Origin of the sequence: Peribacillus sp. NPDC097224 (genome assembly GCF_044761985.1) — a bacterium.
Taxonomy (GTDB): Bacteria; Bacillota; Bacilli; order Bacillales; family DSM-1321; genus Peribacillus.
Genome location: NZ_JBIWDK010000005.1, coordinates 208,258 through 227,039, shown reverse-complemented (window position 1 = coordinate 227,039; position 18,782 = coordinate 208,258). Strand labels below are relative to the sequence as shown.

The 18,782-nt window shown below is 41.8% G+C and carries 18 protein-coding genes; 16 read left to right on the top strand and 2 right to left on the bottom strand.

All coding sequences use genetic code 11. From position 1 onward, the window contains the following. Positions 1-138: 138 nt before the first annotated feature. Both ACIQXR_RS12235 and ACIQXR_RS12230 read left to right on the top strand, forming a co-directional pair. Positions 139-936, top strand: coding sequence for a patatin-like phospholipase family protein (locus tag ACIQXR_RS12235; protein ID WP_402868144.1), 798 nt, complete (start codon positions 139-141; stop codon positions 934-936). After that, the gene (locus ACIQXR_RS12230; protein WP_402868146.1) at positions 926-1,951 is read left to right on the top strand and encodes a SepM family pheromone-processing serine protease; all 1,026 of its coding nucleotides are present in this window, start codon (positions 926-928) and stop codon (positions 1,949-1,951) included. The genes ACIQXR_RS12235 and ACIQXR_RS12230 overlap by 11 nt, the downstream gene beginning before the upstream one ends. Positions 1,952-2,014: 63 nt before the next feature. Here ACIQXR_RS12230 and ACIQXR_RS12225 read toward each other — a convergent pair whose 3' ends face one another. Next, entirely contained in the window at positions 2,015-3,238 is a 1,224-nt protein-coding gene (locus ACIQXR_RS12225) for a nucleotidyltransferase (RefSeq protein ID WP_402868148.1), read from the bottom strand. Between the two features lie 217 nt (positions 3,239-3,455). Here ACIQXR_RS12225 and ACIQXR_RS12220 point away from each other — a divergent pair, with 217 nt between their 5' ends. The 4 genes from ACIQXR_RS12220 to ACIQXR_RS12205 all read left to right on the top strand — a co-directional run bounded on the left by ACIQXR_RS12220 (position 3,456) and on the right by ACIQXR_RS12205 (position 5,827). After that, positions 3,456-3,977, top strand: a complete 522-nt coding sequence (locus tag ACIQXR_RS12220) for a YceD family protein (RefSeq protein ID WP_402868149.1) — start codon at positions 3,456-3,458, stop codon at positions 3,975-3,977. 65 nt (positions 3,978-4,042) lie between these two features. Further along, a complete protein-coding gene (gene rpmF / locus ACIQXR_RS12215; protein WP_402868151.1) occupies positions 4,043-4,216 on the top strand; it encodes a 50S ribosomal protein L32 in 174 nt (57 codons plus the stop codon). 140 nt (positions 4,217-4,356) lie between these two features. Continuing rightward, positions 4,357-5,115, top strand: a complete 759-nt coding sequence (locus tag ACIQXR_RS12210) for an enoyl-CoA hydratase/isomerase family protein (protein ID WP_402868153.1) — start codon at positions 4,357-4,359, stop codon at positions 5,113-5,115. 79 nt (positions 5,116-5,194) lie between these two features. Then, positions 5,195-5,827, top strand: a complete 633-nt coding sequence (locus ACIQXR_RS12205; RefSeq protein ID WP_402868155.1) for an RsfA family transcriptional regulator — start codon at positions 5,195-5,197, stop codon at positions 5,825-5,827. Between the two features lie 37 nt (positions 5,828-5,864). Here ACIQXR_RS12205 and ACIQXR_RS12200 read toward each other — a convergent pair whose 3' ends face one another. Beyond that, on the bottom strand, positions 5,865-6,350 hold the full coding sequence (locus ACIQXR_RS12200; protein ID WP_402868156.1) for an N-acetyltransferase: 486 nt from the start codon (positions 6,348-6,350) through the stop codon (positions 5,865-5,867). 453 nt (positions 6,351-6,803) lie between these two features. Between ACIQXR_RS12200 and ACIQXR_RS12195 the strand changes: the two genes are divergently transcribed. The 10 genes from ACIQXR_RS12195 to mraY all read left to right on the top strand — a co-directional run bounded on the left by ACIQXR_RS12195 (position 6,804) and on the right by mraY (position 18,782). Beyond that, on the top strand, positions 6,804-7,685 hold the full coding sequence (locus ACIQXR_RS12195) for a 2-dehydropantoate 2-reductase (RefSeq protein ID WP_403080046.1): 882 nt from the start codon (positions 6,804-6,806) through the stop codon (positions 7,683-7,685). Positions 7,686-7,689: 4 nt separating this feature from the next. Beyond that, positions 7,690-8,082, top strand: coding sequence for a DUF3397 domain-containing protein (locus ACIQXR_RS12190; protein WP_402868159.1), 393 nt, complete (start codon positions 7,690-7,692; stop codon positions 8,080-8,082). Positions 8,083-8,191: 109 nt separating this feature from the next. Further along, positions 8,192-9,820 carry a bacillithiol biosynthesis cysteine-adding enzyme BshC gene (bshC, locus tag ACIQXR_RS12185; RefSeq protein ID WP_403080045.1) on the top strand — a complete coding sequence of 543 codons (1,629 nt, stop codon included), beginning with the start codon at positions 8,192-8,194 and terminating at the stop codon, positions 9,818-9,820. 277 nt (positions 9,821-10,097) lie between these two features. Then, the gene (gene mraZ / locus ACIQXR_RS12180) at positions 10,098-10,529 is read left to right on the top strand and encodes a division/cell wall cluster transcriptional repressor MraZ (RefSeq protein WP_402868162.1); all 432 of its coding nucleotides are present in this window, start codon (positions 10,098-10,100) and stop codon (positions 10,527-10,529) included. Positions 10,530-10,579: 50 nt separating this feature from the next. Further along, positions 10,580-11,512, top strand: a complete 933-nt coding sequence (gene rsmH / locus ACIQXR_RS12175) for a 16S rRNA (cytosine(1402)-N(4))-methyltransferase RsmH (RefSeq protein ID WP_402868164.1) — start codon at positions 10,580-10,582, stop codon at positions 11,510-11,512. A 32-nt stretch (positions 11,513-11,544) separates the two neighbouring features. After that, on the top strand, positions 11,545-11,901 hold the full coding sequence (gene ftsL / locus ACIQXR_RS12170; RefSeq protein ID WP_403080043.1) for a cell division protein FtsL: 357 nt from the start codon (positions 11,545-11,547) through the stop codon (positions 11,899-11,901). Beyond that, positions 11,901-14,060: a penicillin-binding protein gene (locus ACIQXR_RS12165; RefSeq protein ID WP_403080041.1), complete on the top strand. Its 2,160-nt coding sequence runs from the start codon at positions 11,901-11,903 to the stop codon at positions 14,058-14,060. Before ftsL ends, ACIQXR_RS12165 begins: the two co-directional genes overlap by 1 nt. Positions 14,061-14,180: 120 nt before the next feature. After that, positions 14,181-16,103, top strand: coding sequence for a stage V sporulation protein D (locus ACIQXR_RS12160; protein WP_402868170.1), 1,923 nt, complete (start codon positions 14,181-14,183; stop codon positions 16,101-16,103). A gap of 153 nt (positions 16,104-16,256) precedes the next feature. Next, the gene (locus ACIQXR_RS12155) at positions 16,257-17,729 is read left to right on the top strand and encodes a UDP-N-acetylmuramoyl-L-alanyl-D-glutamate--2,6-diaminopimelate ligase (protein ID WP_403080039.1); all 1,473 of its coding nucleotides are present in this window, start codon (positions 16,257-16,259) and stop codon (positions 17,727-17,729) included. Positions 17,730-17,804: 75 nt separating this feature from the next. Continuing rightward, complete coding sequence (gene mraY / locus ACIQXR_RS12150) at positions 17,805-18,782, top strand: phospho-N-acetylmuramoyl-pentapeptide-transferase (protein WP_402868174.1); 978 nt, start codon at positions 17,805-17,807, stop codon at positions 18,780-18,782.

Here is an 18,782-nt window from a genome sequence, read left to right as displayed (position 1 = left end):
GTTATCTGAATCTTCTGTTGTTTGGCTTGTTTTACTGTCAATATAAACAATATGCTTCTATAAAACTGTTTAAGACCATAACTTTGTATGAGTACGATTTTGAAAAGAATTGAACTTTTATAGTGAGGGGAGATTTTTATGCCGCATCCAAAGATCGGGTTAGCACTCGGGTCGGGGGGAGCGAGAGGTTTTGCACATATTGGAGTAATTAAGGTGTTGCAAAAAGAAGGCATTCCAATAGATATGATCGCCGGAAGCAGTATGGGAGCGATGGTGGCTACCTTTTATGGCGCGGGTTCAGATATTGAGAGGCTTTATACACTTTCGCGAGCATTTAAACGTAAATATTACTTGGATTTTACGATACCAAAAATGGGCTTTATTTCAGGTAAACGAACGAAGGATTTAATCCGGGTTTTCACATACGGCAAGAATCTTGAAGATTTGGATATACCGGTGGCTGTTGTTGCCACGGATATCAGGACGGGGGAAAAGGTCGTATTTCGTGAAGGACCGCTAGCCCCTGCGGTAAGAGCCAGTATCTCGGTCCCGGGAATTTTCGTTCCTGAGAAAATTGGAGATCGACTCCTTGTCGATGGAGGGGTAATAGATAGGGTCCCGGTTTCGGTCGTAAAGGAAATGGGAGCGGATATTATCATTGCTGTGGATGTTGCACATGTGAAACAGGACGTAGAAATAAATTCGATATATGACGTTATCATGCAAAGTCTCGACATCTTGCAAATGGAATTGGTGGAAAGTAGAGTAGTTGCCTCGGATGTCATCATCCGACCAAGAGTGGAAAAATACAGTTCAAAGGCATTTACAAATATACAGGAAATAATTAGTATTGGAGAAGATGCTGCTAGGGATAAGGTAGATCAGATTAAGCAAAGTATCAGTGCTTGGAAGGAGTCTTATGTAGATGAATCGTAAAATGTTTGTACGCACTATCCTGGTGGCCGCTATACTCCTTATAGCCTCGGCGTTATATTCTCTCCCATATTATGTGACGAAACCAGGAATGGCTAAAGAATTGGAGCCGATTATTCAAGTATCGGGTGCGGACGAAGAGCAAGGGAGCTTCATGTTGACTACCGTAAGGATGGGGAAGGCGAATATTTACTCCTATTTATTAGCTAAGTGGAGTAAGTACCAGGAAATTTATCCGGAGACCTCGATTCGTAGTCAAGATGAAACAGACGAAGAATATAATGTCAGGCAGTTGCATTTAATGGACGGGTCTAAAAATAACGCAATTAAGATTGCTTATGATAAAGCGGGCAAAGAGGTAGATTATCAATACTTAGGTGTATATGTTCTGGATGTACTCGAAGAAATGCCGGCAGCGAAGGAATTGAAGGCGGGAGATCAGATTATACAAGTCGATCGTGTGAGATTCAAGTCAGCCCAAGAGTTCATGGACTATATCAATGGTAAGAAAGCTGGAGACGAGATTGATTTGGTGTTTAAAAGGGAAGGTGAAGAGAAAAAGGTCACGATTCCTTTAAAAACATTCAAGGATGATTCCAGTAGGGTAGGAATAGGCATCTCCCTTGATGATTATCGTAAGGTTATCACGAAGCCGACCGTTACGATCGATACGGATCAAATTGGTGGGCCCTCAGCTGGATTGATGTTCTCCCTTGAAATTTACAACCAATTAACAGAGGGGGATATTACAAAAGGCTACGATATAGCGGGGACAGGAACCATAACGGATGATGGGACGGTTGGTCCAATCGGCGGAATCCAGCAGAAGATTGTCGCAGCTGATAATTCCGGAGCCGAAATCTTTTTTGCCCCTAATGAAAATGGCGCGTCAGGGTCGAACTATGAAGAGGCGATGATAGCAGCGAAGGACATTAAAACGAAAATGAAAATCATCCCCGTGGATAGTTTTGATGACGCATTAGAGTATTTATCCAAGATCAAGGAAACGAAAAAATGAAAAAAAGCGCAAGCAGTCTAACTGTTTTGCGCTTTTTTGTGTGATAGGGAGAGGATCTGCCTTTCATGTGTCCAACGAATTGGTTTTTATGATTGGAGCTTCAAACTCCCTCTTCATTAACGCCGTTTGATAAGGTTCGCGTAGCCCCATTGCATATACCTGTGCAGCTCGCATGTCCGTATCGATATGACGATCTTGATAGGCTGAAAGCCTGGATATGAGCGGGACCGGCAACTCTTTTTTTACTTTCCGAAGGTAAGCTTGCCCCCTATGATTCATGCCAAGCAACCTGATATAAGAAGGTTCCTCGGCATGAATCATATCTTCTTTTAACGTATTGGTCAAAATATGGACACACATCCGTTGAATTCGGGTCCAGGTATAGCGTTTTGTTTTCATGGCGGTCATGAAGTCATGAAAGTTCATAGCTTCCTTTGCCATTTCCTTCATCCGATACTCGATTCCTTCCTCTATTTCATAGATGTCGGCCAACTCTGTCAGGGAGGATGCGAGAATCCGATACTTCAATAAAGGCCAATACATATTCCATTCATGTAAAGCATGATAGGTGGCTAGGTAATGTTGAAGCCCATGCAAGGTTGAAGGGGGGATATAAGTCCCCACTGCCTCTAATTCCTGTTTTTGTTCTAGTAGCGCCTTGCGGATCCCTGTTGCGCTCGCGATGGGGCTTGAAGATAGCTGGACATCATGGTAGCCAGCGGCCACCCGTTGTATCGTATAGGGTTCAATCGAGAATCCATTGGATAGGGCCGTACTAACATACTCTTTACCAAGGATATTATTTGGCTTTGTTAAATCCAACATCTCCGTGTTCTTGCTTATCGCTTGGAATGCCTTTGATGCACTTGCAGGGTAACTGTTTCCCTTTTCCATCAAAGATTTAAGAGTTTCGTTATATGTTTCGGCATTTTCAGATAGAATGCCATGGGCCTCGATGAAGGGTTCGATTCGGCCATCTTCACTGCCGAAACAGAAGGAGTCACAGCCCAAATATTCGAGAAGGGATATGGAACCTTTCGCGAATAGTTCCGCTTTTTGGACAGCAAAGGGATAGGGAAGTTCAATGACAAGGTCAATGCCACCCAGTAGGGCCATTTCCGTTCGTGACCACTTACTGACAAGCGCCGGTTCACCTCGCTGTAAAAACGGTCCGCTCATCACAGCAACCACTATATCCGACTCTGTCTTTTGTCTGCTTTCTCTGGCATGGAGTGCATGGCCATTATGAAATGGATTATATTCGACTACTAAACCGCAAGATTTCATTCAATCACCTCAGAGAAAAACTTTGTATTTTTCCAACTTAGTGCTAAAATAGTATTTCAAGTAAGAGAACTAGAATGTTTCGTCCTGATTTTTTGTTTGAAATGATTTTAAACTTGGCAAATCAGTTAGGATGACTACATTATAGTGTAAAGAAAAAATATTGACAAACTTATAATTGAAAGCTATAATTATTTTTGTTGCCTTGAGGTGATTTCATATGAAATGGACAATTAGTCAACTTCAAAAAATTCGGGACAAAAATTTGCAGTTAGATGAATTGGTGGATGTCTTAGACATTAAGGAAAGAGACAAGCAAATACGCGACGTTTCTCCAATTAGAGTAACAGGAAGAGCTGATATCAACTCGACCGAGATTACTTTTCACTTACATCTTACAGGTGAATTAACATTACCTTGTTCCCGTACACTGGTAGACGTGAAATATCCGATTGATATTGATACAAAGGAAACCTTTCTTTTAAAAGCAGATGGCGATCATTTCTACGGAGAAGACGTTACTGTGGTGGAAGGCGATGTTGTAGATCTTATACCGGTAATTAAAGAAAATTTATTGCTAGAAATTCCGATGCAGGTTTTTTGTGAGGATGTCGATCCTAATGAAGCTGCTCCTCAATCCGGGAAAGACTGGGCTGTTATTTCTGAAGAAGAAACTAAACATAAGGTTGATCCTAGATTTGCAAAGCTTGCCGACTTTTTTGACAACAATAAAGAATCTTAATTGGAACGAAAAATCGCTAATCCGATTTTTCCAGCTTTTTTATATTTTTTAAGGAGGTGGGAATAATGGCTGTACCTTTTAGAAGAACGTCGAAAACTGCAAAAAGAAAACGTCGTACGCACTTCAAGCTTCAAGTACCTGGTATGGTAGAATGCCCGAGCTGTGGTGGAATGACTCTTTCACATCACGTGTGTAAAGAATGTGGAACATATAAAGGAAAAGAAGTTGTCGCAAAATAATTTCTTGACCTACTCGAAAGCATTGCTTTCTTGATTATGCAACACGCTAATCAAAGCGCAGAGATAAATCTCTGCGCTTTTTTTACAAATTAATTTAATTGAATATTTAGAATAAATAGAGACATGGAGAAGGTGTTCACGTGTATAACACATTAATCGTTGAAAAGAATGCAAAAGGATACTTGAAGATTTCATTTAATAGACCTGAGAAAAGAAATGCGGTTAATTTTCAGTTGATGGATGAACTAGGAATAGCTTTATCACAAGCGGCTAGTGATAAGGATGTCAAAGTATTACTCTTGACGGGAGAGGGCTCCCAGGCTTTCTGCTCGGGGGGCGATTTAAGTGAATTTCAAAATCTTTATACAGAGGAAGAGGCTTTTGCCATGCTATCGAGGATGGGGAAAATCCTGTATGAACTGGCGATCTTTCCGAAACCTACAATTGCCCTACTCAACGGAAGCGCTGTCGGAGGCGGGTGTGAAATTGCCACGGCTTGTGATTTCAGATTGGCGAAAAAGGGGATAAAGTTAGGGTTTGTTCAGGGAACGCTAGGGATAACAACAGGCTGGGGGGCAGCGTCACTCTTGTTTGAAAAAATTCCGGAACAAAAAGCGATGAAGTTACTGCTTGATGCTAAAGTACATAGCTCCGAGGATGCAAAGGAATTTGGTTTCATAGACGAGATAATTGATATGGAAGACTGGGAAGGATTTCCCCAACATTTCCTACGCCATGAACCCGGGGTTTTAATGGCTTATAAAAAAATACTGGTTAAGAAATGGGAAGATGGAGGCCTGAAAGAAAGAATGGATGCGGAAATCCGTGAATGTTCCAAACTATGGGCAACGGAAGCCCATCATGACGCAGTCAGCCGTTTTTTAAATAAAAAAAAATAAATCTTTATCGCTTCTATATTCCGTCTATCTTTCCTATCAAGTGCATATCATGAAGTAAAACTTGCTTGGAGGTAGAGAGATGACGATTGCGAGACAAGATGCATGGACACAGGACGAGGATTTATTGTTGGCTGAAGTGGTGCTAAGGCATATTAGGGAAGGCAGTACGCAACTGAAGGCATTTGAAGAGGTGGGGAAACAGTTAACAAGAACGTCTGCAGCCTGCGGTTTTCGTTGGAATTCTTTTGTCAGAAAGCAATATAAGTCAGGAATTGAGTTGGCTAAAAAGCAGAGAAAAGAACAGGCCATGCGGGATAATGGTTTCGAAGGGGAAGCTGTTGAGAATGAAGAAGTCCCGAACGAACAAGAGGTAGCAGCTGAGTGGAAAAGGGAATTGCCATCATCGCCATCTACTCCTCTCCAAGACGTTATTTCATATTTAACGAAGGTGGATGAAACCTTTAAAATTGATAGGGAAGAAATGGAAAGGAATGCCCGGCATTCTTATAATCTTGAACAGGAAAATGAAAGGCTGCGGGAAGAGAATGAGTTATTACGGGATAATTTAAGAGTAGTGGAAGAAGATTATCGGGCTCTCATGCAAATTATGGAGCGGGCTAGAAAACTCAGTGTCCTAGAAGATGAAAAGTTAAATCCAAAGGTGAGTTTTCAAATGGATAAGAACGGTAACTTGGAAAGGGTAAATAAATGAAAAATGCGGGTGGAAAAAATCCGCCCGCATTTTTCATTTATTCTTGTGTATCTATGATTTCATCTTGTTTTTCAATGGGGGTCCAAATCAAAGGATTTTCTCCGTAGTCACGATCCATTTCATAGGATGCGGGAGAGAAGCCCATCTTTTCCCAGAAAGCTTGGGAGTGTACCCTGGAATTCGTTTTGATTGGCATATTAAAGCTTTTGGCGAAGTCGACTAAAGCTTTGCCGTACCCTTTGTTTTGGTAGTTGGGAAGAACTTCGAGCTTCCAGAGGACAAGAAAGTCTTTTGTTTTATCAAAATATCGGTCGAATTTAGCATCTTTTTTGTATAGGCTCATTCTAGCAACCAACATGTCACCATAAAAGATGCCGTAGAAAGGCGATTGACTGTCGTTCTCAATGATATTCCCCTCTAAATCATCGAGCATGGATAATTCTTGCATCCCATATTCCTTGAACTTCTTGAACTCCTCAAGCGTCTTAAAATTCACAAGTAACCGTTCCACCTTGTATTCCATATAAAACTCCCCCTCATTCTGATAAACTACTCCCGTCATGCTTTTAAATCAACAAGTAACCCTAACTACAGTCACCATTAAAACCTTTCCTCACTAAATCGAGTCTAACAAGCCGTTTGATCATTATCCCTTTCCTTTTCTTTATATCGATCATCAAAGAATAAAGATAGGGTATCATTCGTTTGTGTTTAAAAACTTTAAGGAATCCACAACTTTTCATATATAATATACCATTAATTTAGCTCGTGAAGAAGGAGTTATACCCATGGCTGGCGTATTTATACTTCTCTATGTTTTTGTGTTTTTGTGCAATTAGCTGTTGAAAGACGGAAATGGTGATAACGATTTGTTTGTAGCATTTTGTTGGTCCCCCTTGATATGGAAAAAGCAAGGTAGTGAAAAAAGAAAATGTGTTAAAATAGTCAGTATATGAGAAAAGTTAGGAAGGGTAATATGAAAATCGGCGTAATTGGAGGCGGCTCCGTCGGATTGTTATTCGCCTCTTATTTAAGTGAGAGGCACAGTGTAACGATTTATACACGTACAGAGGAACAGGCATCATGTATTAATAGTGAGGGTCTCCGTTGCATCGTGAATGGAGTGACCAGGAAAAGAAATATAACATCCAACGCAATCGAAAGTGGAATAAGGGGAGAAGAGATAATCCTAGTCGCGGTTAAACAGTATCATATACCGCAAGTCCTGCCAGTGATCGAGGGGATGGATGTACCTTTGTTGTTTTTGCAGAACGGCTATGGGCACATTTCTTATTTAAAGGAGTTGAAGTCAGCGACCGTTTGTGTTGGTGTGGTGGAACATGGGGCGTTGAAGCTCGACCCGAATACAGTGGAACATACCGGGTTTGGTATAACCAGAGTTGCGTCTTTCAGGGGGGACTTGAATGTACTTCCATTTCTGGATGCGAACAACGACTACTTTCCATTCCGTAAGTGTGAGGACTACCATGCCATGCTAATGGACAAGTTAATCGTTAACGCTGTAATCAACCCTCTGACCGCGTTATTGGAAGTGGAAAATGGGCGTTTGATCAGTAATCCGTTTTATTACCGATTATTCCAGGAACTATTTGTTGAAATATCGTCTGTACTGGAATTACCAGATGCAGAGGAATCTTTTAACCACGTAAAATCCGTGTGTTCGAAGACCTCAGAAAATAGATCTTCCATGCTGAAAGATATTGAACTTGGAAGAAAAACGGAAATCGACGCAATCTTAGGTTATATCATTTCGGAGGCAATACGAAAAGAGAAAAAGGCATGTTTAACGTCTTCTCTTTATGCAATGATCAAAGGAAAAGAGTTCCAAGGGGGATGAGGGTATGCCAAACTTTGTTTCAAGTCTTGCCGCGATTTTCATTACACTTCCATTTATAGGTTATGTCATATTTTTTATTAGTGCCAAGCAATTCACAAGGAACCATAAGCGTTCCGTTCAATTTGCCATGGATATGAGTACTTTGTTTTTTGTATTATCGGTCCATTATTTAATAGTGACAATTTGGGACATACATATTTTTTGGGTGATCATGCTCATCATGATAGCCAATGCATTCGTTGTTGTTCTTGTCCATTATCAAGTTAAAGGAGAAATCATTTTTCAAAAAGTATTGAAAGGATTTTGGAGAGTGAACTTCGCATTCTTTTTTTGCGCGTACCTTCTTTTATTTTCTATAGGATTTATTACGAGAATTACTAGAATCTTTACTGCATAATGAATGGCAAAGCATCAATTTTCTGCTCCTGGGCAACATTTTTTGTTTTCTTAAAACAGAATGTTATACTCTAAAAAGAATTGTAGTTGCAGAGAAAGGGAGAACATACATGGAGATGAAAGATCTCGCGTTACCATCATTAAACCGTTTCGCATCGGACTATTTACAGGGCGAGCTTGAAACGGAAGATTATTTTCACTATGACTTGTCCAACCCGGACATCTATCGCAATAGATATCAAGAGCTGATGAACAGGACTTTTTCACGAGAAGCATTATCGAATTACATACAGACATATATGTCTCGTTTTTCAAGCAGTGAGGCTGTTAATAAAAACATTGAAGAATTACGACGTGATGATTCGGTCGTTGTCGTTGGAGGACAGCAGGCGGGCTTGTTGTCTGGTCCCCTTTATACGATACATAAAGTGATTTCAATCATCAAGCTTGCACTAGAACAAAGGAAGTCACTGGGAAAACCGGTCATTCCTGTGTTTTGGATAGCTGGAGAAGATCATGACCTAGCTGAGGTCAACCATGTGTATGTCATGAAAAATGGTAAACCGGATAAAAAATCTTATCCTTCATATCAGCCTTTCAAGACCATGATCACAGATATAGAAATCGATGAAAAAAAGATGGAGCAATGGTTCGAAGAAATCATTGAAACATATGGGGAAACCGCCTTTACGAATAAACTCCTTATTGATATGAAGGAAACCGTTAAGCAATCGAATACATTCGTCGACTTTTTTGCTCGTTTGATTCACGAATGGTTCCAAGAATATGGCCTCTTGCTTGTTGACGCAGGTGATCCAGCACTTAGAAAATTAGAAACAGGCTTTTTTGAGTCGTTGATAGGAAAAAGCGAAAAGATTGCGGAAGAGGTTGGAAAGCAACAAACCTTCATGCAAGAACAAGGTTATTCCAAAATGATTGAAATGGGAGAACAGCCAGCCAATCTGTTTTATTACGATACTGCCAAAAAAGATCGCTGCTTACTTAAACGGTCGGAGGGCAGGTTCACTGCCAGAAATGGTGAGCTCTCTTTCTCGGAGCAGGAACTCTTGCAAATGGCGAAAACCCATCCAGAGCAATTAAGTAATAATGTCGTTACGCGCCCACTCATGCAGGAAATGCTCTTTCCCGTTCTAGCCTTCATTTCTGGACCGGGTGAAATTGCCTATTGGGCAGAATTGAAACGAGCATTTGAACTATTTGCTATGAAGATGCCACCCATCATCCCAAGATTGAATATAACTATCGTTGAGCGGGGTATCCAGACGGACTTGGATGAAACGGAAATAACGTTGAAGACAGTGCTAACCGAAGGGACGGGAAGAACCGTACAGCGTTATCTCGATTCTATGAAAGATGAAACGGTCGATCACTTATTCCAGACGATGAAATCCCAACTTGAAGAGAACCATCAAAAGTTATCGATGCATGCTGTTTCATTGGATAAGGGGCTTGAACCGATTCTAAATAAAAATATTGAATTTATCCAGAAACAACTAGCATTCATGAACGGTAAGATTGGGGAACGGACGAAAGAACGTCACTCGTTCGTCTTGAAAAAATACGAACGTATCGCCAATTCGCTGTATCCTTTGGAATCTCCCCAAGAGAGAACCTGGAATGTTTTTTATTACTTGAATCAATATGGACCCGATTTTATAAAGGAAATCATGAAACTGGACTATCAGTTTAATAACCAGCATAAACTGATTTACTTGTAAGGTCTCCGCGGTGGAGAAAAGTGGAGGATATAAAGAAGATTAAAGACAGGTAATTCGCCTGTCTTCTTTTTGTTTTCCGAAAACTTTCGACAGGAAAGGAGGAACACTCTCTTAGTTTGTGACCATTCGAGAAGAAGAGAGGTTTTCGATAAGAATATTGGCTAAATAAACTTCTATGTAAAAGAAGGGGATTTTTACAATAAAGGCGAAAGTAAAAACAAGTGGAGAAAGGTGGGGGAATGTGGTACATTGAGATTAGAATGTGGGGGTAGTGGGTATGTTCATGGGAGAGTACCATCATAACATCGATATAAAAGGCCGTCTGATTGTCCCGGTGAAATTCAGGGACAACCTAGGGGAACAATTTGTGCTTACCCGCGGACTCGATCAATGCCTATTTGGTTATCCTATGAATGAGTGGAAGCTATTGGAAGAGAAGCTGAAAGCCCTGCCCATAACCAAAAAAGACGCTCGTGCCTTTACCCGTTTTTTCTTTTCCGCTGCAACAGAATGCGAAATTGATAAGCAAGGGCGAATTAATATTCCCACGCCGCTTACTTCATATGGCCAATTGGAAAAAGAATGTGTAATTCTTGGTGTTACCAATCGAATTGAGATTTGGAGCAAATCCCTTTGGGAAAACTATTTTTCAGCTTCAGAGGATTCTTTCGCTGAGATAGCAGAAAATATGATTGGCTTTGAAATTTAAGGCTGCCCTCGAATAGAGTGACTCAATTACCGATTGGAAGGATGTCTAACATGTTTCAACATACAACAGTGTTATTAAAAGAGACGGTTGATGGCTTGAACATCAAACCTGATGGAATTTATGTAGATTGTACTTTAGGAGGAGCAGGTCACAGCGAATACTTGCTGTCACAGCTCTCTGACAAAGGCAGATTGTATGCTTTTGATCAGGATGAAACGGCGATTCAGAATGCTAAAGCTAAATTAGAAAGCTATGGGGACCGTGTCGTACTTGTTCCTAATAATTTTAAATATCTTCAAGAAGAGTTGAATGCTCGTGGAGTCAATAAGGTAGATGGGATCCTTTATGATTTAGGTGTGTCCTCTCCACAACTAGATACACCTGAACGTGGATTCAGCTACAATCACGATGCTCCACTGGATATGAGGATGGATCAAAGTGCGGCGACTTCAGCTTATGATGTGGTGAATTCATGGTCTTACCATGACTTGCTCAGGATTTTCTTCCAGTATGGGGAAGAGAAATTCTCCAAGCAAATTGCCCGGAAAATAGAAGCGGCCCGTGAAATAAAACCGATTGAAACGACATTTGAGTTAGTGGAATTAATTAAAGAAGGAATTCCTGCCCCGGCCCGACGTAAAGGTGGACACCCTGCGAAACGAGTATTCCAGGCAATCAGAATCGCTGTAAATGATGAATTGGGCGTATTTGAGGATTCCCTTGAACAAGCGATATCCCTGTTGAATCCCGAGGGAAGAATATCTGTCATCACTTTCCATTCATTGGAAGATCGGATATGTAAGACGGTATTTAAAAAAGCCAGCGCCCTACCAGATCTTCCGCATGGCCTACCGATCATCCCTGATGAATTCAAACCGACTCTGAAATTAATTACAAGAAAACCGATTTTACCTTCGGAAGAAGAGCTGGAAGGTAATAACCGATCACGCTCGGCGAAATTAAGGATTGCCGAAAAACAGTAAACTACAGAAAAAAACAGTAAGGGGGAGCATGAATGAGTGCCATAGCAAAAAAAATACAAGAAAAGCAATATGTAGATCAACAGCAACAATCCCAGCAAACTGTTGTCATCCGTAAAGCGAAAATATCGATTGGTGAAGTGTTATTACTATGCGCCATTGCTATCATGATTACCTTTGCGTGTGTGAAGATAGTTTCCAATCAAGCTGCCATTTATGAAACGAATAAAGAAATCCAGCAGGTTGAAGCGACCATTGAAGAACAAGGTAAATTGAATGATGATTTAATGGTGCAGGTCGACGAACTTAGTAGATATGAGCGCATTTGGGCAATCGCTGCCAAATTAGGCCTTGGATTGGATGATAATAACGTGAAGGTTGTGCAGAACTGATGCAGAAACAAAAAAATATGAAGCTTGGAGCAGCTGGATTATTCTTCGTATTCAGCCTGCTCTTCTTTGTATTAATCTGCCGCTTTTTATATATTGGTGTGACGGGTACAGCCGGGGGAGAGGTACTTGCTTCAAAAATCGATAAGAAATATGAGAAAGAGCAGGTTATTGAAGCGAAACGTGGCAGTATTCTAGATACTAAGGGAGACGTCATCGCTGTGGATACTTCCTCCTATATCTTACGTGCCATCTTGAGCGAAAAAGAAAGCGAACGGGTGAAAGACCCAGAAATGACCGCGAGTAAGCTTGCTAAATATATAGATATGGATGAACAGGCCATTTATGAACGCCTATCAAAAAAAGGGGCGTATCAAGTGGAGTTTGGGAGTGCTGGAAAAGACTTGACGCAGGACACCAAACAGAAAATCGAAAAATTAGAGTTGCCAGGAATCACGTTTGGAAGAACGAACAAACGCTTCTATCCAAATGGGGTCTTTGCTTCTCATTTGATTGGATATGTAGAAAAGGATGAAGAAACAGAAGAGATGACAGGGAAATTCGGTATCGAAAAGTACCTTAATAAAGAATTGCAGGAAACGGATGGAAAGCTGACCTATGAAAGTGACTTTTGGGGATTGATCTTGCCAGGGGCGGAGGAAAAGGTATCAGCTCCCCATAATGGGAATAATGTTTCGCTGACAATCGATAAGAAAATACAAACATTCCTGGAAGATTCCATGAATAAAGTCCAGGGGAAATATAAACCGGAACAAATCATCGCCATCGTTTCCAATCCTAAAACAGGCGAAATATTGGCGATGGGCCAAAGGCCGACATTCCATCCGACGACGAAGGAAGGGCTTACGGATACTTGGCGCAACCTGGCCATTGAAGAAACCTATGAACCCGGATCCACCTTTAAAACATTTACTCTAGCAGCGGCTGTAGAAGAAGGGGTCTTTAATCCCAATGATAGTTTTACAACAGGTAGATACAAGGCTGCAACAGGTTCCATAGGCGACCATAGCGGGATCGAGCCAGGCAAGACCATGTCCTTTCTTGAAGGGGTTCAACGGTCTTCCAATGTCGCTTTTGCAACCTTAGCCATGGATAAAATAGGTGCGGATACATTCCGCGACTATTTGACGAAGTTTGGCTTTGATAAAAAGACGGGAATAGACCTGCCGAATGAGATTACAGGCAAGATTCAATATAAGTATAAAATGGAAAAAGTCACTACCGCGTTTGGGCAAGGGACAACGGTGACACCAATCCAACAGATACAAGCGGCTTCAGCGGTAGCTAATGACGGAAAGATGATGCAACCCTATGTCATTAAAAGCATTTCCAATCAAGATACCGGAAAAGTGTTGAAAACGACCAAACCGAAAGTGGCGGGGGAACCGATTTCGGCAGAGACGGCAAAACAAGTTCGTAAATATTTAGAAACGGTCGTCTCGGCAAAAAAAGGAACGGGCAAGAAGTACGCGATCGATGGGTATGACGTAGCCGGAAAAACGGGGACTGCGCAGATTCCTGGGCCGACTGGTCGATATCTTGAAGGTAAGGACAACTATTTCTTTTCCTTCTTGGGAATGGCTCCAGCCGATGACCCGCAACTTGTCGTATATGTGGCTGTCAAACAACCGAAATTAGGTGTTTCCTATGTAGGAGCTGATCCTCTTTCTGAAATATTTAACCCGGTCATGCAAAACAGCCTCATGTATTTAAACATAAAGCCATCCGATTTGAAAAAGCAGGAAACTAACAAGATTGAAGACTATACGGATCAACCTATTAATTCGTCCGTTAAAGAACTCGAGGAGTTAGGATATGAAGTGGAAGTAATCGGAACGGGACGGAAAGTTCTCGACCAATCCCCTAAATCGGGTAGTTCCCTTCTTCAAGGGGAAAAAATTATTCTCCGTCCTGAAGGGGCAATGAAGGTTCCGGACATGGCTGGTTGGTCACTGCGTGATGTTATGAAGGTAGCTAGCATTGCCAAGCTTAATCTGAATACGTCAGGCACAGGATATGTGGGTAAACAGAGTCCTAAAGGTGGCACAAAGGTTAAAGAAGGAGACTCTTTCAAAGTCGAATTAAGGCAGCCGGAAAAGCCACCGAAGGATTCGCCAACAAAAGAGACGACTGTAGAGTAAAATAAGCATGCAAGAAAAAGAGTGGCTCATATGGGTCACTCTTTTTCTTGCATGTTTTTATTCTACCACCAAGTAGACAAGCATATATATTGAGCATGTATGAAATGGAGGTGCCTGTTTTTGCGTGTTTCAAATGTTACCGTCCGAAAACGGCTCGCAATCGCATTGGCAATAGGATTAGTCGTCTTTTTTATCATTGACATTCGCCTAGGGATCGTTCAGTTTTATCTAGGAAATGATTTGACAAGCTTAGCTAAGGATTCGTGGAGTAGGAATATCCCCTTTGAAGCCAAACGTGGTGAAATATTGGATCGAAATGGAGTCGAGTTGGCAACGAACATCTCAGCACCGACAGTATATGTCATCCCACGACAAATAGAGAATCCAAGTGAAACCTCGGAACAGCTAGCTTCCATATTGAATATCACGAAGGAGAAAGCCTTTGAATGGTTAACCAAACCGGCGATGAGCGCCAGGATTCCCGAGGGGAGGAAAATTTCTCATGAAAAGGCAAAGGAAATCAAGGCCCTCGGCATAAAAGGTATATATATCGCGGAAGACTCCAAGCGGCATTACCCATTCGGTGAGTACTTATCACATGTACTGGGGTTCACAGGCTCGGATAACCAGGGATTGATGGGAATCGAACTATCGTATGATAAGGAACTTAATGGAGAAAGAGGGTTCGTGAAATTTTATTCGGATGCAAAAGGGAAAAGACTTGAGAATATGGCGGATGATTTCAAGGCTCCAGTAGACGGAGATAATTTGAAACTGACGATTGATAGCCGAATTCAGACCATTGTGGAACGGGAACTGGATAATGCGGAGGCCACTTATGATCCAGATGGACTCATAGCCATTGCAATGGATCCGAAGACGGGCGAAATACTGGCCATGTCAAGCAGGCCCACCTTCGATCCAGCGAAATTCCAAGATGTACCTGCAGAAGTATATAACCGTAACTTGCCGGTATGGAGCATTTATGAGCCAGGTTCAACTTTTAAAATCATCACCCTTGCCGCTGCTCTAGAGGAAGGAAAGGTGAATCTACAAAACGACCATTTTTATGATCCCGGCCATGTGGAGGTTGCAGGTTCTACATTGCATTGCTGGAAAAGCGGAGGTCATGGTGACCAAACTTTTCTGGAAGTCGTAGAAAACTCATGCAACCCGGGTTTCGTTGAGCTAGGGAACCGGCTTGGTAAAGATAAATTGTTCCAATATATAAATGATTTTGGTTTCGGTCAAAAAACGGGCATTGATTTATCTGGGGAAGGTAGGGGGATCATGTTCAATATGGATCGTGTTGGTCCCGTTGAACAGGCAACCACGGCTTTTGGACAAGGTGTTGCCGTCACGCCCATCCAGCAGGTCACGGCTGTATCGGCAGCTGTGAATGGAGGGACACTATATACCCCTTATATTGCAAAAGAATTGGTCGACCCGAAAACGGGGGAAGTGGTCATGCGGAAAACCCCACAGGCGAAAAAAAAGGTGATTTCTGAAGAAACCTCGAAGAAAGTTCGGGAAGCACTTGAATCCGTTGTGGCAAAAGGAAGCGGTAAGGGAGCTTTCGTGGAATCGTATCGGGTCGGGGGGAAAACAGGAACAGCCCAAAAAGCCGAGAATGGGAGATATTTAGACAATAATTATATACTCTCATTTATTGGTGTCGCCCCAGCGGATGATCCCCAAATCGTCGTGTATATCGCTGTGGATAATCCGAAAGGGACCGTTCAATTTGGTGGTGTGGTCGCTGCCCCGATTGTTGGGAACATCATGGAGGATTCACTAAGGGCGATGGGTGTCAAACCAAGGAAAAACCAGATTGAAAAAGAAAAAGTCTGGACCGATCCGGTGATGATCGAGGTACCAAATGTTGTTGGAATGAGCAAAAAAGAGTTACAAACCCAACTTCTGGACCTTAAGATAGACATGGCCGGTAAGGGGGATAAAGTCATAAAACAAGCTCCGGATGCAGGAGTGAAATTAAAAGAAGGTTCAACAATTAGAATTTATCTTGGCGAACAAACAGAATAAGTATAAAATAAGAATAGTGAAAAGCGGCTGAAAAAAATCAGCCGCTTTGTTTACGGAGTCGATTAAACCCCGTATAATAAAAGCTGGTTTCTCGACAAGCCAAAATTAATCACATATAATTAATCCTCAAATTAAGTTGAGAGGGATGGAAAAATGAAGCTTCACGCATTACTAACTTATTTACACTCCTTGGATGCGCATGAAGGAGAAAATCCGGAGATTACCTCCATTGAAAATGATAACCGTAAAGTTAAAGACGGAAGTTTATTCGTTTGCATAAAAGGTTATACAGTGGATGGTCATGATTTTGCCCAATCAGCCGTAGAAAATGGGGCTGCAGCTGTCATTGCTGAACGACAGCTTAACTTAAATGTACCTGTGATTGTTGTCCGTGACTCAAGTAGGGCCATGGCCGTTCTCGCTGATGCATTTTACGGTCACCCAACCCAAAGGATGAACCTGATAGGAATCACCGGTACGAACGGAAAAACGACCACAAGCCATTTGCTTGAAAAGATTTACGAAGATCAAAAGAAAAAAACGGGCTTGATCGGTACGATGTATACAAAAATCGTCGATAAAGTATTTGAAACGAAGAATACGACGCCAGACAGTGTCACGCTTCAGAAGGCTTTTCATGATATGGCTGAAGCTGGTGTCTCAACGGCCATCATGGAGGTCTCTTCGCATGCTCTTGAACTTGGCCGTGTTCATGGATGTGACTATGATATAGCAGTATTCACTAACTTAACGCAAGATCATTTAGATTTCCATAAAACGATGGAGCGATATAAACATGCGAAATCATTGTTATTTTCCCAGCTGGGCAATGCGCAATTGGAAAATCGCCCTAAATATGCAGTCCTAAATGCGGATGATGAAGCAACAGCCGATTTTATTAAGGCGACTGCCGCTACAGTTGTTACATACGGAATTGATAAAGATGCTGACATTAGGGCGAGTGATATACAGATTGGCGCTCAAGGCACTACTTTCACTCTAAAAGCTGGCAAGGATACGCGTAACGTTAAGTTGCAGTTAATTGGGAAATTCAGCGTTTATAACGTCCTTGCTGCCATTGGCGCGGCTTTATGCGGGGGAATTAACCTAGATGAGACGATAGCATCAATTGAATCAATAAAGGGTGTTACCGGTCGTTTTGAGCTTATTATGGCGAATCAGGATTTCCCCGTCATAGTTGATTATGCGCATACACCAGATAGTCTTGAAAATGTCTTGAAGACCGTAGCGGAGTTTGCAAAAAGTAAAATTTTTGTGATTGTAGGTTGTGGTGGAGATCGGGATAAGACAAAACGGCCCATCATGGCAGCGATTGCCTGCAGATTGGCAACTGACCCAATTTTCACTTCCGACAATCCGCGCAGCGAGGATGCACTGCAAATCCTTCGTGATATGGAAGCGGGAGTTGAAGGAGAAGAATATACGGTGATAGTGGACCGAAGAGAAGCGATTGAGTATGCCGTTTCAAAAGCCGAAGCGGGAGACGTCATTTTAATTGCAGGAAAAGGGCATGAAACTTACCAATTGGTCGGAGATGCCATCCTTCACTTTGATGATCGTGAAGAAGCAGAAAAAGCAATTCAAACAAAATTGGGTGCAAATTAATTCACGCCCGACAAACAAAGAAATAGCAACAATGATAATGTATATTTGAATTGTGTTAGGAATGAGGGAGTAGGAATGTTGGAACAAGTAATTTTTTATACAATTTTGATGGCATTTTTAGTAACGGTTCTTCTATCACCAATCTTCATACCGTTTTTAAGAAGGCTGAAATTTGGGCAAAGTATCAGGGAGGAAGGCCCACAATCCCATCTAAAGAAGACAGGAACGCCTACTATGGGCGGTTTGGTGATTCTATTATCAGTCACCATCGCCACATTAGTTATGACATTTAAATTTTCAGAACCATCCACTGAAACGTACTTATTATTATTCGTTACCTTAGGATTTGGTTTACTAGGGTTCTTGGATGATTTTATCAAAGTCGTCATGAAACGGAACCTAGGCTTGACTTCAAAGCAAAAACTTCTAGGCCAAATCGTGATATCCGTCATTTTTTACTTCGTTTTCAAACAGACTGACGGCTTTAACCCTGAATTGACGATTCCAGGTACTGATTTTTCCATTAATTTTGGTTGGGCGTACCTAATTATCGTGATTTTCTGGTTGGTAGGTTTTTCTAATGCCGTCAATTTGACTGATGGATTGGATGGTCTCGTTTCAGGAACGTCCGCGATTGCTTTCGGTGCTTTTGCCATACTTGCTTGGAGCCAGTCACAATACGATGTGGCGATATTCTCAGTGGCAATCGTCGGCGCAGTCTTAGGCTTTCTAGTTTTTAATGCCCACCCAGCAAAGGTGTTTATGGGGGATACAGGATCGCTAGCCTTAGGGGGAGCGATTGCTACGATTGCTCTATTAACCAAACTTGAATTGCTGTTGGTCATTATTGGTGGAGTCTTCGTCATTGAAACTCTATCCGTCATTTTACAAGTAGGATCGTTTAAGCTTAGAGGTAAGCGTATATTTAAAATGAGCCCGCTTCATCATCATTATGAGCTTTCTGGCTGGTCTGAATGGCGCGTGGTCGTGACGTTTTGGACAGTTGGATTATTGTGTGCGGTACTCGGAATCTATTTAGAGGTGTGGATATAA

What these genes read in the sequence shown, in the direction of transcription:
- ACIQXR_RS12235 (WP_402868144.1), top strand. Translation starts at nt 139, where the DNA reads ATGCCGCATCCAAAGATCGGGTTAGCACTCGGGTCGGGGGGAGCGAGA.
- ACIQXR_RS12230 (WP_402868146.1), top strand. Translation starts at nt 926, where the DNA reads ATGAATCGTAAAATGTTTGTACGCACTATCCTGGTGGCCGCTATACTC.
- ACIQXR_RS12225 (WP_402868148.1), bottom strand. Translation starts at nt 3,238, where the DNA reads ATGAAATCTTGCGGTTTAGTAGTCGAATATAATCCATTTCATAATGGC.
- ACIQXR_RS12220 (WP_402868149.1), top strand. Translation starts at nt 3,456, where the DNA reads ATGAAATGGACAATTAGTCAACTTCAAAAAATTCGGGACAAAAATTTG.
- rpmF (WP_402868151.1), top strand. Translation starts at nt 4,043, where the DNA reads ATGGCTGTACCTTTTAGAAGAACGTCGAAAACTGCAAAAAGAAAACGT.
- ACIQXR_RS12205 (WP_402868155.1), top strand. Translation starts at nt 5,195, where the DNA reads ATGACGATTGCGAGACAAGATGCATGGACACAGGACGAGGATTTATTG.
- ACIQXR_RS12200 (WP_402868156.1), bottom strand. Translation starts at nt 6,350, where the DNA reads ATGGAATACAAGGTGGAACGGTTACTTGTGAATTTTAAGACGCTTGAG.
- ACIQXR_RS12195 (WP_403080046.1), top strand. Translation starts at nt 6,804, where the DNA reads ATGAAAATCGGCGTAATTGGAGGCGGCTCCGTCGGATTGTTATTCGCC.
- ACIQXR_RS12190 (WP_402868159.1), top strand. Translation starts at nt 7,690, where the DNA reads ATGCCAAACTTTGTTTCAAGTCTTGCCGCGATTTTCATTACACTTCCA.
- bshC (WP_403080045.1), top strand. Translation starts at nt 8,192, where the DNA reads ATGGAGATGAAAGATCTCGCGTTACCATCATTAAACCGTTTCGCATCG.
- mraZ (WP_402868162.1), top strand. Translation starts at nt 10,098, where the DNA reads ATGTTCATGGGAGAGTACCATCATAACATCGATATAAAAGGCCGTCTG.
- rsmH (WP_402868164.1), top strand. Translation starts at nt 10,580, where the DNA reads ATGTTTCAACATACAACAGTGTTATTAAAAGAGACGGTTGATGGCTTG.
- ftsL (WP_403080043.1), top strand. Translation starts at nt 11,545, where the DNA reads ATGAGTGCCATAGCAAAAAAAATACAAGAAAAGCAATATGTAGATCAA.
- ACIQXR_RS12165 (WP_403080041.1), top strand. Translation starts at nt 11,901, where the DNA reads ATGCAGAAACAAAAAAATATGAAGCTTGGAGCAGCTGGATTATTCTTC.
- ACIQXR_RS12155 (WP_403080039.1), top strand. Translation starts at nt 16,257, where the DNA reads ATGAAGCTTCACGCATTACTAACTTATTTACACTCCTTGGATGCGCAT.
- mraY (WP_402868174.1), top strand. Translation starts at nt 17,805, where the DNA reads ATGTTGGAACAAGTAATTTTTTATACAATTTTGATGGCATTTTTAGTA.